The sequence below is a fragment of the [Clostridium] symbiosum ATCC 14940 genome, assembly GCF_000466485.1.
Taxonomy (GTDB): Bacteria; Bacillota; Clostridia; order Lachnospirales; family Lachnospiraceae; genus Otoolea; species Otoolea symbiosa.
Genome location: NZ_KE992937.1, coordinates 1 through 16173, shown reverse-complemented (window position 1 = coordinate 16173; position 16173 = coordinate 1). Strand labels below are relative to the sequence as shown.

The window sequence follows — 16173 nt, the reverse complement described above, 5'->3', positions numbered from 1 at the left end:
AATGCGTTTTTTAGAGTACGAAACATGGAGATTGAAAAAAGACATCGATATGGAAGCTTACGATAAAATCATCAAGGACTGGTTCGCGTTTGTCGTAAAAAACAGACAGGAACTTTTCCCTGAGTGGGTAAGCGCAAAATATTACAGAAAAACGGATCGGGACGGAAATCCGAACGGATTATTTGTAATGATGTTTGAATATGAGTCTCTGGAGGGACATCACGCTTATAAGGAACGCCGCAAAGACTGGGACGGGCCGTATGAGGCATATAAGGCAGTGGATCCGTATCAGGAGTTCTTTGAATTAGATTCTGTGACAACTGAATACCTGCAGCCACAGGAAGTGGAGAGCTGGTTTGATTTTTCTATGTAAATCAAAGGAGGATGTATTATGAGAAAATTACTGGCGGTTATTTTAGCAGCAGCGATGACAGTCTCCCTGGCAGGGTGCGGCGGTAATGCGGCAAGTTCAGGAAATGCAGGCGGGACGCAGGAAGCCGGCGGCTCAGGCGCAAGCGGTGAAGTAAAAGATACTCTGATTATCGGGCATTATGGCGACACGCCGAACTTCGACACTCACGATAACTTAAATGATAACGGTATGCGTATTAATATGTGTGTTTACGATCCGCTTGTCCGCATGGATAACGAGACTTATGAAATCAAACCGTGTCTGGCAGAATCATGGGAGATATCGGAAGACGGAAGAGAGTATACTTTTGCCATCAAATCAGGGGTTAAGTTTACCGACGGAACAGACATGTCAATCGACGACGTTGTCTTCTCGCTGGAGCGAGGTATGGAAATGCCGATGGCAGTTCCGAGCTTTGCCCGTGTAACGGGTGTCGAGAAAGTGGATGACAGCCATGTCAAGGTTATCCTGGATGGTCCGTATCCGGAGTTCTTATTCGCCATGGCTCTTCCGACCGCAGGCATCTTCAGCAAGACGGCCTTCGAGTCCATGGGAGAGGATGCATTTAAAAAGAATCCTGTGACAACGGCTCCTTATAAGGTTGCAGACTGGAAAGCGGGAGAGAAAGTAGTCCTTGAAGCCAATGAAAATTACCATATGGGCGAGGTTCCGATTAAGCATGTGGAATACCGTGTTATCACCGACCCGAACTCGGCAGTGCTCAGCCTTGAATCGGGAGATATCGACGCTTACGTAGACGTTCAGCAGACCAGCTTCAAACGGATCCAGGAAAATGACAAATTAGAGCTTCACACAGGCGATACCTTTGGGCTCAATTACATAACCATCAACTGCGAGAATGCTCCGTTTGACAATATCAAAGCGCGCCAGGCTCTGGCCTATGCGACAGATAAAGAATCCATGTTATACGGTATTTTGGACGGAAACGGTACAATCATGGATACGTTTGCAACAGATAAATACCTCGGTTACACCGATAAGGTAGAAAAATATCCTTATGATCTTGAAAAAGCAAAAGCTTTATTTGCTGAAGCAGGAGTCGATGGCAGCCAGGAAATTTCCATTATTGTCTATGATACAAAAGCTTCTAAATACGCACAGGTATTGCAGAATTCCCTCGCAGAAATCGGACTTAAGGCCAATGTATCTCAGATGGAACGCTCCGCCTATGACGACGCGTGCTTAAACGGTGATGCCCATATCATGGTTGACGGCGGCACATTTACGGCGCCGACAATTGATGAGGCTCTGTATTCCGGTATCCACTCCAGTCAGATGGATGTCCGCAATTACAGTAAATACTCGGATTCGGAGGCAGACCGGTTACTGGATGAAGCCAGAATAACTCTGGATGAAACCCAAAGAGCTGCATTATATGAACAGCTTCTGATCAAGTTAAGCAAGGATCTTCCAATGATACCAACCATAAGCGGAACAAAAAATATTGCAACAAACAAGAACCTGAGGGGGGTTACGGTTAATCCGTGGTCATTCTATAATGTATACGACTTCAGCTGGTAATAAGATACCTTCGGATATTACTTGATTAAATGATGATTTGTCCCGCCTCCTCGGTGTTATGCCGGAGGCGGGACGAATGAAATCAGAAGCAGTTTGAGATAGGAGAGGGATATGCATAAATATATTGCAAAAAGACTTCTTTTGATGATACCGGTTATTGTCGGCATTTCATTTATTATTTTCTCTATTATGAGCTTTATGCCCGGTAATCCGGCCCGTCTGATTCTGGGGGAGAAAGCGACGGCTGACGCCATTGCCGCTTTGAACGAACAGATGGGATTAAATGATCCGTTCATTATCCGATATTTCAGATATATGGGAGATGTATTAACAGGAAATTTCGGAATTTCTTACCGTACCGGCATGCCGGTAGTGGAAGAGATTGTAAGACGTTTTCCGACTACTGCGAAGCTTGCGGTTCTGAGTGTTTTCTTCGCAACAATCATTGGTCTGCCTCTTGGAATTCTTTCCGCTGTTAAACAGTATTCCTGGATTGACAGCCTGACTACGGTTTTGGGGCTTGGCTTCATATCCATGCCTCCGTTCTGGCTGGGATTAATGCTGATTATTCTCTTTTCGGCAAAGCTGGGAATTCTTCCTTCTTTCGGTTCCGATTCCTTTGCGCATTTTATTCTGCCGGCTATCACCAGTTCGGCGTCCACCTTTGCGACGCTCCTGCGAATGACGCGTTCCACCATGCTGGAAGTCATACGTCAGGATTATGTAACCACGGCATACGCAAAAGGAGCTGAAAAGAGCAGAATCATTTTCCGCCACTGTCTTCCCAATGCGCTGATTCCGCTCATTACGGTTGTAGGCGTTAACTTCGGCGGAATGCTGGGCGGTTCCGTTATCACTGAGTCCGTATTCGGAATGTCCGGTATCGGCCAGCTTCTGATTACTTCTATCCGCTCCAAGGATGTTCCGGCCGTTATGGCATGTACGCTGCTTCTGGCAGTTATGTTCGGACTTGTCAATCTGATTGTGGATGTTATTTACGCCTATGTAGATCCGCGAATCAAAGCACAGTACGCGAAATAGGGGGTGGCATCGTGGAAAAAACAACGTTAGAATTACAGACTGCGAAAAAGCGTTCACAGCTTGCTATGATTTGGCATCGTCTGACAAAAAACAAACTGGCTGTAATCGGCCTGATTATAATTGTCACCATGATTGTGGCCTCGATAGCTATCGGATTTACGGTTGATTATAACAAAATTATTTTACATGACTTAAAGAATAAGCTTCAGGGGCCCAGCCTGTCACACTGGTTCGGCACAGATGCTTACGGCCGTGATCTTCTTTACAGAATTGTATACGGCGCCCGCATTTCCCTGTTTATCGGTTTTGTCTCCGTGGCCGGCGCGATGATAATCGGCGGTGCAGTCGGAGCGGTATCCGGCTATTACGGCGGGAAAATCGATATCGTGGTAATGCGTTTTATGGATATGCTGATGGCGATTCCATCCACACTGTTCGCTATCTGTGTCGTATCCGCATTGGGAACCGGGGTTATGAATCTGCTTCTAGCCATCATGGTTTCCATGATACCGCAGTTTGCAATGATTGTCCGTTCTTCCGTGCTGACAATCAAGGGTTCAGAGTTTATTGAAGCGGCGCAGTGCGGCGGTACATCCACAGCCCGAATTATTATGCGCCACATTATTCCCAATGCCATGGGACCTATCATCGTACAGGCGACACTGGCGCTGGGGGGTGTTATCCTGACAGCTGCCTCCATGAGCTTTATCGGCCTGGGCGTTCAGCCGCCGGAGCCGGAGTGGGGAGCCATTCTTACAGAGGGACAGGAATTTATGCGTGACTATCCGTACCTTGTAATCTTCCCGGGCGTTACTATCATGATGGCGGTACTGGCATGTAACTTCCTGGGCGACGGACTCAGAGATGCTCTTGATCCGAAGCTGAAACAGTAAAGGCCGGAAGGTGAACACGGAAGGAGTATGACAATGAATAATAATGATATTTTACTTGATATAAAGGATCTGGAAGTGACATACGATACGGAGGAAGGAATTGTCCACGCAGTGAATAATATCTCCTTTGGCGTTGTCAGAGGAAAAACTCTGGGAATCGTTGGGGAGACCGGTGCGGGAAAGACGACAACCGCCATGAGTATTTTAAGACTCCTTCCTGAGAGAACAGGCAATATCCGCAAAGGCAGTATTACCTATGACGGGAGGAATCTGCTGGAGCTTCCGATCGAAGAAATGCAGCGTGTCAGGGGAGAGAAGATTTCAATGATCTTCCAGGATCCGATGAGCAGCTTGAACCCGGTTATCACCGTGGGAGATCAGATTGCCGAGGTGCTGCAGCTCCATGAGGCAGCAGGGGGAAAGAGCGGGAAAAGGCCGGGAAAAAGGCTTGGAAAGCCCAGCCCTGAAATTATGAAGAGGGTGGATGAGATTCTTGAAATGGTGGGAATCCCTACAGAGCGCAAGAGTGAATATCCCCATCAGTTTTCAGGCGGCATGAAGCAGAGGGTGGTCATTGCCATGGCCCTAGTCTGTGAACCGGAGCTGGTAATCGCGGATGAGCCGACGACGGCCCTCGATGTTACCATACAGGCACAGGTTCTGGAAATGATGGAGAATCTGAAAAATAAACTCAATACTTCCATGATTTTAATCACCCATGACCTTGGCGTTGTAGCTGAAACCTGCGATGATGTAGCTATTATGTATGCCGGAGAAATTATTGAGTACGGTACGGTTGAAGACATCTTCGATATGGAAAAGAGCCATCACCCTTATACCGAAGGCCTTTTTAATTCGATTCCGAGGCTGAATGATACTTCTGAACGACTGAAACCAATTCCGGGGCTGATGCCGGATCCCACGGCGCTGCCGGGCGGATGCAGCTTCCATCCGCGATGTCCGTACTGCAGCAGCAAATGCAGGCAGGTGGAACCAGGGGTATACCATTCGGGAACCCATAAAATCCGCTGTACCAGGATGGCGGACGATCATACCATGACCGATGATAAGGAAGGAGGAGCGTGCTGATGGCTTTTATAGAGACAAAAAACCTGAAGAAATATTTTAAAACTCCTAAAGGCATGCTTCATGCAGTCGATGATGTCAATATCAGCATTGAAAAAGGCAAAACTCTGGGCGTGGTGGGGGAATCCGGCTGCGGAAAATCCACACTGGGAAGAGTAGTCTTAAACCTTCTGGAACCAACCTCAGGCCAGGTGTTTATCGATGGCCAGGAGATGTATAAGCTGCACGGCGCGGCACAGAAAACCATGAGAATGAGGGCACAGATGATTTTCCAGGATCCTTATTCCTCTTTAAATCCCAGAATGTCGGTAAGCGAAATCATTGCGGAGCCTCTGATTGCCAATAAATTGATGACGGATAAAAGAGAGATTCAGGGACGAGTGGAACAGCTTATGGAGACGGTTGGCCTGGCCCAGCGTTTTATTAACGCCTATCCTCATGAGCTGGACGGCGGCCGCCGCCAGAGAATCGGTGTAGCCAGAGCATTGGCTGTGAATCCTGATTTTATCGTCTGTGACGAGCCGGTCTCGGCCCTTGACGTATCAATCCAGGCTCAGATCCTGAATCTTATGATGGATCTTCAGGACAGCATCGGTCTTACCTATATGTTTATTACTCATGACTTGTCTGTTGTCAAACATATCAGCGATGAGATTGCAGTTATGTATCTGGGACAGTGTGTGGAGCGGGTATCCAGTAAGGAATTGTTTGTCAATCCGATGCATCCTTATACACAGGCACTGCTTTCTGCAATTCCGATTCCGGATCTGTCGATGCGTGGAAAACCGAGACAGATATTAAAGGGAGAGGTTAAGAGCCCGATAGAACCGCCGGCCGGCTGCCGGTTTGCATCAAGGTGTCCCCATGCCACGGATGAATGCAGGTCGAGAAATTTTAGCCTTAAGGAAGTGGAGCCGGGCCATCATGTGGCATGCAGGCTGTATGAATAGTAGGAGCAGTACTGTACGGTGAAGGCATTGTTAAATATGATACCGCAGTACCAGACACGCTCTAGAACAGAGGGAAATTATGTATCAGAAAATAAAAGAATATTTTGAAGTCCATAAACAGGAGATGCTGGATGACATTATGGCTGTAATCCGGATTCCCAGTGTAAACGGTCCGGAAAAACCGGGTATGCCGTTTGGTGAAGAAAATGCCAAGGTGCTTGCTTTTGCCGCTTCGCTTGCGAAAGAGCTGGGGTTGAAGGCCGAAGTACTGGAGAACAAGGTGGCGGTGATTGACTTAAATGAACAGTCTGCCGAGCTGGATATTCTGGCCCATTTGGACGTGGTGCCCGCCGGCGACGGCTGGACTGTCACAGAACCGTTTGTGCCGGTTATCAGAGACGGACGACTGTATGGAAGAGGTTCTTCAGACGATAAGGGGCCGGCCATTGCAGCATTATATGCAATGAAGGCTGTAAAAGACCTGGGAATTACGCTGACGAAAAATGCACGCCTGATATTGGGGGCCGATGAAGAAACGGCATGCAGGGACACGGAGTATTATTACAGCAAATTCGCAGAAGCGCCGTGCTCCTTTTCACCGGATGCGGAATATCCGCTGATAAATATTGAAAAGGGCGGTCTTTATACGAAGTACAGCGCTCAGTGGAAGGAAGAAACAGCCCTGCCGAGGCTTATCTCCCTAAGCGGAGGTACGGCGGGCAATGTGGTGCCAAACCGGGCGGAAGCTGTAGTGGAAGGATTATCAGGCGAGATAATCCGGGATATATGCAGGAAAACGGAGAATGAAACAGGAATTCATTTTACCGTGGAGCCCGTTCTGCCGGACGTGTCTGCGAACCAGGGGGAAAGATGGTTCATCCGTGCGACGGGAACCAGCACCCATGCATCAACCCCATGGGAGGGGAATAATGCGGTGACCGGACTGATTAAGGCAGCGGCGTCCCTTCCTCTGTCAGACAGCGCCGGATTCAGAACCTTGAATGGGCTGGCAGAGATATTTCCTCATAATGATTATTACGGTGTGGCAGCAGGCGTGGCACAAAAGGATGAGATATCCGGCGTTCTGACATTGGGGACGAATATGGTGGATTATCAGGTTACGGGGCTGATGGGAAAGATAGACAGCCGTGCGCCGCTCTGTGCATCAAAGGAAAATATGCTGGACGTCCTGAGGGCAAGACTTGATGCTGAGGGGATCCAGATGGATCCGGAGAGCCGGATGACCCCGCCCCACCACGTTCCGGAGGATAAACCGTTTGTGCAGACACTGCTTTCCTGCTATGAACAGGTGATGGGGGAAAAGGGATACTGCATGGCAATCGGCGGCGGAACTTATGCACACAGGCTGGAAAATGGAGTTGCCTTTGGCTGTATGAAGCTCGGAACTGATTATCATATGCATGGAGCCGACGAGTACCTGATTATTGACGAGATGGTTAGGAGCGCGGAGTTATTCGCTTTGGCGATTGCTGAGATTTGTCAGTAAAATGGGGTAAATTCCATATTGTTATAAGAATACAGAATATTGAGAATGAAGAGAGAATCCGCATCATGATAAAATGCGCATTCTCTCTTTTATATAGGGCGGTGACCTGTGCGCAGAGCGTGCAGGTTATCGTTTGTTAAGTACCGGCAGACAAGGAGCTTTTAACACTGTCAGAATTTCTCAAGGATTGACAGAATTTATTAAGTTGTCTTTGTCCCGGCTAACTGTTATAATCGTGTAAGGAAATTCTGCCCGAATTTAGCAGGCGGAAGGATGAACAGAGAGGAAAAGACAGACACATGAAGAGAAATTTAAATCAAAAGATAAATATATGGGTAAAAAGAGCGGTGGGAATCTATCTGACGGCTGCATTGATGATTGCAGTACCGACCTATGCTGATGTTATACCGCCGGCGCCCGGTCCGGCTGCTGTGGCACAGAACCCGGGAGCGGCGGTACAGAACCCGGGAGCGGCGGTACAGAATCCGGGAGCGGCGGTACAGAATCCGGGTGGAGCAGCGCTGCAGGATCCGACATCCACGGCGGAGGAATCTTATCTTGGGGGAGCTGAGCTGACACTGCTGGCCCCTGCCACACAGAGCCAGAACCTTTCTTGTGTGATCCAGACAAAAGCCGGAAGTCTGATTGTGGTGGACGGCGGACTCAGGGAGGATGCGCCTCATCTGATTGAGACGATAAAGGCCAAGGGAGGGCGGGTTTCAGCCTGGCTGATTACGCATCCCCACAGCGATCATATTGGCGCGCTGACCGAGATTTTGAATACTCAGCCCATACCGGTTGAGATTGATAATATTTATTATTCTTTTTTAGAAAGAGAATTTTATCAGAGAGGCGAGCATATGGGCCGGATGGACAACCTCGATAACCTGCTGGCGGCCTTTAATAACGTGGCGCCCGAAAAGCTTCACCCCTCAATCGATAAGGGGCAGCAGATTCAGGTGGATGAAGTCACAATTAACGTAATGAACAAACCGTTCAGAAGTCTTCACAATACCTTCAACAACAGTTCTGTGGCATACCGCCTGGATTTGAACGGAAAGAGAATCCTTTTTCTCGGTGATATGGGCTGGGATGCGGGGCAGAACCTTCTGAAGAAGAATAAACCCGAGGATTTAAAAGCGGATATTGTTCAGATGGCTCATCACGGTCAGGATGGAGTGGAAATGGATGTTTACCGGGTGATTAAACCTGAGATTTGTCTGTGGCCCACACCGGACTGGCTTTGGGATAATGTAAAAAACGGTGTAGTTGACGCAGGCCCGTGGAAGACCGTCACAGTCAGAAAATGGATGGAGGAATTAGGGGTTAAGCGAAACCTCTGTGTCAAAGACGGAGATCAGGTTCTCAGATAGTGTTACTGTTCACACCCCGCCAAAAAGCGGCGTGCTGCGAACAATAACACGCTTACAGTAACCAGATAGTTCTTATAAAAAATACTTGCAATAGGGGTTGGAAATATGGCAAAATTAAAGAGTATGAAAAAGTGGATCAGCATGGCTCTGGCCATGATTATGGTTGTGGCAATGTTTACCGGCTGCGCCTCACCAGAAAAAATAGAAACAAAAGAGACAAAAGAAACAACTGAAGCGACAGAAACGCCGAATACATCCGTTTCAGAGGAAGCTGTGGAAGCAGGTAAAAGCCAGCCGGCACAGCGGATAGTCAGCGGATACTATATTACGACATCTGCCTGTATTGCCCTGGGACTTAAGGACAAGATAGTGGGAATCGAAGCCAAAGCCGATAAAAGGCCGATATACAAACTGGCGGCGCCGGAGCTAATCGGACTGCCCAGCGTGGGTACGGCGAAAGAATTTGATCTGGAGGGATGTGCCGCATTGAACCCGGATCTTGTGATCCTGCCGAAAAAACTGTCGGAGCAGGCCGGGATACTGGAAGGAATGGGCATGAAAACGCTGGTCGTGAACCCGGAAAGTATGGAGGGGCTGGAGGAAGCAATCAGGAGCATTGCGGCGGCTGCGGGCACACAGGAACGGGCAGAGGCGCTGATTGGCTGGTACGGGGCCAAGAAGGAGAAGCTGGCCGGGATTACCGGACAGGCTGGGAGCGGGGAGCATAAACCGCAGGTTTATATTGCCGGGACCAGAAGCATCCTGAGGGCTGCCACGACGCAGATGTACCAGAACAGTCTGATAGAGTTGGCCGGTGGGGTGAATGCCGCCGCTGACCTTACGGATAACGGGTGGGCCGATATATCCTATGAACAGCTGATTACTTATGATCCGGAAGTTATAGTGGTAATTCCGGAAGCGGAGTATACGAAAGAAGACGTACTGAAGGACGGACAGCTGGCAGGAACAGCCGCCGTTCAAAATGGCCGTGTGTACGAGATGCCTTCTTCCTTTGAGGCCTGGGATTCCCCGGTGCCGTCCGGGATTCTGGGATGCATGTGGCTTTCATCGGTGCTTCATGAGGATAGCTATCCGTTTGATGAATTCCGAGAAGAAGCCGCAGAATTTTACAGGGAATTTTACGGTGTGGAGATCGATCCGGCGCTCATTACACGCTGATCCGGCATGAGATTGAATAGTAACAACAATAATGATAAATCAGAGAAGAGAACATGGCAGTTCATAACAGAACGAAAAAAATATATATAATCAGCCTGTTCCTGTTAATCATATTTCTGACGGTATCTTTATGTACAGGCAGATACCCGATGACAATACAGGAAATAGGGCATATATTGTTGGGACGGGGAACAGATGAGACGGCAAAGAGCGTATTTTTTACTCTTCGTCTTCCCCGTACGGTTATGGCATTTATAGCGGGAGCCGGCCTCAGTATGGCCGGCTCTATTTATCAGGATATTTTCCGCAATCCGCTGGCGGCGCCGGATCTGATTGGAGTCACGAGCGGCGCCGGAGCAGGTGCGGCTTTTGCAATTGTATGTTTCGGGCAAAATGCAGGAGCGGCTGTGGGCAGTGCGTTTGCAGGCGGCCTGATTGCTGTGGGGGCGGCGGTGGCTCTGGCAGGAATGTCAAGGCAGAAGGCCGTCTCCGATTTTGTGCTGGCCGGAATTGCAATACGGGCCCTGGCTGATTCTTTTATTATGGCCATGAAGTATCTGGCCGATCCGGAGAGGCAGCTTGCATCGATTGAATACTGGACAATGGGAAGTCTTTCAAGTATTACGGCAGAGAAACTCATGACTGCGGTTCCGGCGGTTCTGATCGGATTTATATGCCTCATGTTCTTCCGGTGGCAGATTCAGATGCTTTCCCTGGCCGATGACGAGGCTGCCATGCTGGGAGTATCTGTCCGTACAGCACGGATTATAATCCTGATCCTAACCACGCTCATGGTGGCCGGAATTGTCAGTGTGACCGGGGCGATATCGTTTGTGGGTCTTGTTGCCCCGCACATTGCGAGGATGATTCTGAAGGAAAATGGATTTTCGGCAGGCATCTTAAGCGGAATTACGGGGAGCATTATCATACTGGCGGCAGACTGCCTGGCCAGGTCGGCAGGGGGGAGTGAGATCCCCATCAGTATACTTACCTCTCTTTTGGGAGTGCCGATGATGACATGGCTCCTGATGAGGCAGGAATAAGAAACCTTTAAGCATTTAGTAGACGGGTGCAGGATGAGCGAGTATAATGGAGAGAAAGACTGCCTTCTGGAGATACGTGATTTGTATGTGTCATACCATAAAGAGCCGCCTGTTTTTGTAAAGAACGGTTCGGAAGGCAGGGATGGGATTTTAAAGGGAATAAATCTGGAAGTAAAAAAGGGATGTCTGACGGCTCTGCTGGGAGCCAACGGTTCAGGAAAGACGACTCTTTTAAAAGCGGCATGCGGACTGCTTCCAAGCCGCTGCGGTACCGTCAGGGTGTGCGGCCGGGAGCTGCCGTCGTTCAGACGCCGGGAGCTGGCGGCCTTTATCAGCTATATCCCTCAGAAAAACAGTATATTATATCATATCAGAACGGATGAAGTGGTTGTTATGGGGGTGAACCCCAGGCTGAACTGGTATGAAGCGCCTTCATCGGCTCACCGGGAGGAAGCGCGCAGGCTTTTGGAACAGATTGGATTAGGAAATGAAGCGGACAGGGATTTTCTGACTTTAAGCGAAGGTCAGAAACAGCTGGCGCTTCTTTGCCGCGCTCTGATGCAGAATGCTCCGGTGATGCTGTTCGACGAGCCGGACAGCGCGCTTGATTACGGTAACAGAAAGAAGATTTTAAGCCGGATTGCCGCTATTATAAAAGAAGATCGTTACGGGGGACTGATTACAATCCATGATCCCGATTATGCACTGCATTACTGCGATGAAATAATAATCTTAAAGGATGGCGTGATCCGGGAGACGATTTGTTGCAGAAATGTAACTGAAGACGGACGAAGGGAGGCCGAACGAAAGCTGAAAATTATTTATCCTGATATCGAGGTGATCAGTTTTAATGGCCGCTTTCTCACGGTTAAATGACGTTGAGATAAAGTCACTATTCACAGCCGTTTTTCAGCGGGGCTGTGAATAGTAACGAGATAAAGGAGGAATGCATTTGAATCAGCGTACTCTTTTAAAAAAGACAATGAGTCTGGCAAGAGCCGGGAACGCGGAAGCATTTCAAAACTTTTATATTCTGACCGTGCAGGAGACATATGGGAAGATTTGTACTCTTGTGAAGGACGAGCAGGCAAAAGAGATGTTGGTGGATATTTATGTAAGACTCTACCGCCATGTGAATACGCTGCCTGTGGACGAAGAGGAACTGGCGGACAGAATTGAAGATGAAATTTACCGTATGGCTGAAAAGAGGCTGGGGGTGGAACCCGACCGGCCTGTTTTTGATGGAGACTACCAGAAGCTGAAGGAAGAGACAGCCGCAACGCTGTGGATGAAGATTGAAGAGAAGGCGGAGATTAATCAGGAGGAACCGGAGGAGGATAAAAGCTCATTTGGCTCCTATCTGTACAGTCTTATGAAGGTAGTGCTGACGGTGTTCGTATTAATTCTGACCGTCGCGGTACTCTTCAGGGGCTGGCAGAAATTTTACGGATCCGGAGCAAAAGAAGAGATTCCGGCTGTTAAAATGGAAACGGCAGCGGCAAGCACGGAGGCTCAGATTACGATTGAGGGCGGCGGGCTGAATCCCGGGTGGGAGCAGAAGCCGGACGGCAAGCTCTATTATACGAAGTTGGATGGACGGCTTGCTGACGGCCCAGTCGCTCTGGGCAAACAAATTCTCACATTTTCCAGAAACGGCGAGCTGACAATGATTGGTGACAATAAGGCGGTTTCGGAGAACAGGAACCTGTTCTTTGATGAGATGATACAATACGAAATCAAAGGCGGGGATATTTATAAGGAGGAGCCCGGTGAGGAGGAAACCTGCATTGTTCTGAACGGACACGTGGTGCAGGCCGATTTCAGATGCGGATATCTCTGGTATATCAGTCAATATCAGATACCTAATTCTTCTCAGGTCAAGACAACGATATACAGGGCGCTGCCGGACGGCGGAAGGCAGGAAGAGATTTATTCCACAGACAGCATACTTGAAACAGAGAGCTTTCAGGTCACGGACAACTGGCTTTATTATCTGGCGGATGAGGTTCTGTTCAGAAGAGAGCTGAGTACCGATGAGACGGAATATCTTGCCAGAGATGTAGAACATTATTTTGCATGGGACGACACGGCTTATTATATGAAAGACAGAACCCTGGAGAGTGTTTCAAAGGGGGCTGAATATTCCGGAACAGAGGCCGGATATAAGATCGAGATGCAGGAGCAGGGGTTTGTGCTTCTGGACGCATCGGGCAATCCGGCGTTGGACGGCGGGAACGGCGAGGTCCAGGCAGGGGACAGGATCTACCGTCTGGAGGAAGGCGTGATCAAATCAGTCAGTCCGGCGCCGCGAAAGAGCAAGGACGTGACATATTACATCGACGATGCCGGAATGGACCGGAAAATATACTGGAAGGACGGAGCCAGAACAAGGGGGCTTGTGCGTCAGGAGGGACTTGTGGCAGACAGCTTCTGTATAGCCGGGGAGTGGCTGTATTACAGCGCCAGGACGCAGCAGTACGGTGCGGAATGCGGCAGCCAGATTTACCGTCTGAACCTTGAGACAATGGAACTGGAAAAGCACGGGGCCCCGTTCCGCGGCTATATGAAGAATCTGTATTATTTTGATAACGTACAGGCCATTTTTGGTGAATATATACCTTCGGTTGCTAGTCCGGACGATATTCATGGTGAAATTGCGGTGGTTTCCCTGGGTGGAGACATTAAAACAGTAAATGATACGGGAATCCGTCCTGCGTCTGACGGTAGCGATATGCTGGAGATGGTTATGGCTGAAGGAGACAGAATTTACTGCCTGTATCACAGGTTAAGCTATGACAGTTCATCCGGGCAGATGGCCTGGGAGACAACGGAACCCCTGGAGATACGGCTGAACGGAAATACGGAATGGAGCGGCGATGAATAATAGAATGGATGGGCAAAATCCAATGCTCCTGGACAAATTAACGGATTATGCGGGTACGGACCACTACCCTTTCCACATGCCGGGCCACAAACGGCGGGAGGAATTGGGGATAACTTCTTTTCCGAACCCATTTTCTGTGGATATAACGGAGATTGACGGTTTTGACAATCTTCATCACGCGGAAGGGATGCTGAAGGATTCCATGGAGCGGGCGGCGGCTGTTTACGGAGCCGATCGGACCTATTATATGGTGAATGGAAGTACCGGGGGTATCCTGAGCGCTGTCTGCGGGCTGACGCGTCCGGGCGGGAAGATTATCATGGCAAGAAACAGCCATAAGGCGGCATACCATGCGGTGCTGCTCAACCAATTAGATCCTGTATATATTTATCCTGATTATGTTTCGGATTTCGGATTTCAGGGCGGTATATCCCCGGAGGAGATTGAAGCGGCGTTTGCAGCCGCCGGCGGACCGGATTGTAACAGGAAGGATATAGAGGCAGTATTTGTTACCTCTCCGACGTATGAGGGTATGGTTTCAGATATCGGAGCGATCGCACAGATTGCCCACCGTCATGGCGTTCCGCTGATTGTGGATGAGGCCCATGGAGCGCACTTTTCTTTTGGGAAAGATTTTCCGCGTTCCGCTCTCGACTGCGGGGCGGATGTGGTAATCCAAAGCCTGCATAAAACGCTTCCGTCTCTTACCCAGACGGCGCTGCTGCATATAAAAAGCAAAATTATTGAACCGTCGGAGATAGAAGGTTATCTTCCGGTTTTTCAGACATCCAGCCCTTCTTATGTCTTTCTTGCCTCCATTGAAAACTGCATCCGGTATATGGAGCAGGAGGGGAGAGAGAGGATGCATCGGTTTGCAGCCTCTCTGGAACGCTTTATGGAAAGCGCCGGCACACTGAAACATCTCAGGCTGGCTGACGATTCAGTCTGCGGCAAATTTCATATTAAGGACAGGGATGCCTCGAAAATTGTGGTTAACACCGTCAGATGTGCGTTTACGGGGACGGAGGCGGCAGAAATTCTGCGAAGACGGTTCCGGTTGGAGCCGGAGATGGCCTGCGGCAGTTACTTGCTTTTAATGACCTCCCTGATGGATACGGAAGACGGATTCAGACGATTGGAGGAGGCCCTCCGGTATCTGGACAGCCTTGAGGCTGCGGGCGGCGGAGAGGATTGCGGCAGCGATGACTGCGGCGGGCCCGGGCCGGATGACCGGGACACCGGAACAAAGACGGCGCTCACCTGGCTTGCGGCCCCGGAGAAAAAGCGCAAGCTTTCAGAGGCCTGGGGGAGCGAACGACGGTCAGTGTGCCTTCAGGATGCCGCCGGAGCCGTGAGCGGAGGTTTTATTACGGTATATCCGCCGGGGGTGCCGATGCTGGTACCCGGCGAGGTGATAACAGATGAAGCGGTGGAGCTTATCCTGGAAAACCAGCGGCTTGGCTTGACGGTTGAAGGCATCACGGAGGACGGAAGAGTCTTGGTTTCGGGCCATGGCGGCAAATAAATACAGAGGTGCGGTATAATGGGTAAAATATTCTATGTAATGGGAAAAAGTGCGTCCGGCAAGGACACAATATATAAAAAGCTGCTGGAGCGGTTTCCAGGGCTGAAAACAGTTGTCACTTATACGACCAGACCGATACGGGACGGGGAGACAGAAGGTGTGGAGTACCATTTTACCAGCGTCCCCCAGCTTGAACAGATGAAAACAGAGGGCAGGGTAATAGAGAGCAGAACGTACGAGACTGTATTAGGACCATGGTGCTACTGTACGGTAAATGACGGCCAGATTGACCTGGACCGCCATGATTACCTGATGATCGGGACGCTTGAATCGTACAGAAAAACGAGAGACTATTTCGGATGCGGCAAACTGGTTCCTCTTTATGTGGAAGTGGAGGATGGTGAACGTCTTTCCCGCGCATTGGAGAGGGAGAGGCAGCAGAACAACCCCAAATATGCGGAACTCTGCCGCCGCTTTCTGGCGGATGAGGAAGATTTTTGCGAAGAGAAGCTCCGGGAAGCAGGGATAGAAAGAAGATATGAAAATAAGATAATGGAGCAGTGCCTGGAGGAGCTTGCGGATACGGTGCGCCGCTGTATACGGGAGATTTAATTAAGCAGGTGAGGACGCTGCCGGGCAGGCCGGCGGACGGGGGGCGAGGTGGTTTTATGAGTCTTTCGTTCCGGGGGAGGATTGTTGTGAGCTGGGACTGCGGAGAAGATATAGTCTGCGGAGCAC

14 protein-coding genes are annotated in these 16173 nt (G+C 49.6%); all 14 read left to right on the top strand.

Annotation, left to right across the window (positions count from 1 at the left end):
• The first annotated feature begins 1 nt into the window (after window position 1).
• Window positions 2-373 carry a hypothetical protein gene (locus CLOSYM_RS13295; protein ID WP_021642494.1) on the top strand — a complete coding sequence of 124 codons (372 nt, stop codon included), beginning with the start codon at window positions 2-4 and terminating at the stop codon, window positions 371-373.
• Between the two features lie 18 nt (window positions 374-391).
• On the top strand, window positions 392-1954 hold the full coding sequence (locus CLOSYM_RS13290) for an ABC transporter substrate-binding protein (protein ID WP_021642493.1): 1563 nt from the start codon (window positions 392-394) through the stop codon (window positions 1952-1954).
• Window positions 1955-2065: 111 nt separating this feature from the next.
• Window positions 2066-2995, top strand: coding sequence for an ABC transporter permease (locus CLOSYM_RS13285; protein ID WP_003503109.1), 930 nt, complete (start codon window positions 2066-2068; stop codon window positions 2993-2995).
• Between the two features lie 11 nt (window positions 2996-3006).
• Window positions 3007-3888: an ABC transporter permease gene (locus CLOSYM_RS13280; RefSeq protein WP_003503111.1), complete on the top strand. Its 882-nt coding sequence runs from the start codon at window positions 3007-3009 to the stop codon at window positions 3886-3888.
• Window positions 3889-3921: 33 nt separating this feature from the next.
• Complete coding sequence (locus CLOSYM_RS13275; protein ID WP_044902425.1) at window positions 3922-4977, top strand: ABC transporter ATP-binding protein; 1056 nt, start codon at window positions 3922-3924, stop codon at window positions 4975-4977.
• Entirely contained in the window at window positions 4977-5924 is a 948-nt protein-coding gene (locus tag CLOSYM_RS13270; protein ID WP_003503115.1) for an ABC transporter ATP-binding protein, read from the top strand. Before CLOSYM_RS13275 ends, CLOSYM_RS13270 begins: the two co-directional genes overlap by 1 nt.
• Before the next feature lie 79 nt (window positions 5925-6003).
• Window positions 6004-7431 (top strand): Sapep family Mn(2+)-dependent dipeptidase, encoded by a 1428-nt coding sequence (locus tag CLOSYM_RS13265; protein WP_021642491.1) that lies wholly within the window; start codon window positions 6004-6006, stop codon window positions 7429-7431.
• 299 nt (window positions 7432-7730) lie between these two features.
• Complete coding sequence (locus tag CLOSYM_RS13260) at window positions 7731-8804, top strand: ComEC/Rec2 family competence protein (protein ID WP_021642489.1); 1074 nt, start codon at window positions 7731-7733, stop codon at window positions 8802-8804.
• Between the two features lie 105 nt (window positions 8805-8909).
• Window positions 8910-9983, top strand: a complete 1074-nt coding sequence (locus tag CLOSYM_RS13255; protein ID WP_021642488.1) for an ABC transporter substrate-binding protein — start codon at window positions 8910-8912, stop codon at window positions 9981-9983.
• Window positions 9984-10036: 53 nt separating this feature from the next.
• Complete coding sequence (locus tag CLOSYM_RS13250) at window positions 10037-11026, top strand: FecCD family ABC transporter permease (protein ID WP_021642487.1); 990 nt, start codon at window positions 10037-10039, stop codon at window positions 11024-11026.
• Between the two features lie 33 nt (window positions 11027-11059).
• Window positions 11060-11902: an ABC transporter ATP-binding protein gene (locus tag CLOSYM_RS13245; RefSeq protein WP_021642486.1), complete on the top strand. Its 843-nt coding sequence runs from the start codon at window positions 11060-11062 to the stop codon at window positions 11900-11902.
• Window positions 11903-11978: 76 nt separating this feature from the next.
• Window positions 11979-13910, top strand: coding sequence for a hypothetical protein (locus CLOSYM_RS13240; RefSeq protein WP_044902424.1), 1932 nt, complete (start codon window positions 11979-11981; stop codon window positions 13908-13910).
• The gene (locus tag CLOSYM_RS13235; protein ID WP_021642484.1) at window positions 13903-15435 is read left to right on the top strand and encodes an aminotransferase class I/II-fold pyridoxal phosphate-dependent enzyme; all 1533 of its coding nucleotides are present in this window, start codon (window positions 13903-13905) and stop codon (window positions 15433-15435) included. Before CLOSYM_RS13240 ends, CLOSYM_RS13235 begins: the two co-directional genes overlap by 8 nt.
• A gap of 18 nt (window positions 15436-15453) precedes the next feature.
• Entirely contained in the window at window positions 15454-16047 is a 594-nt protein-coding gene (locus CLOSYM_RS13230) for a hypothetical protein (protein WP_021642483.1), read from the top strand.
• Window positions 16048-16173: the final 126 nt, after the last annotated feature.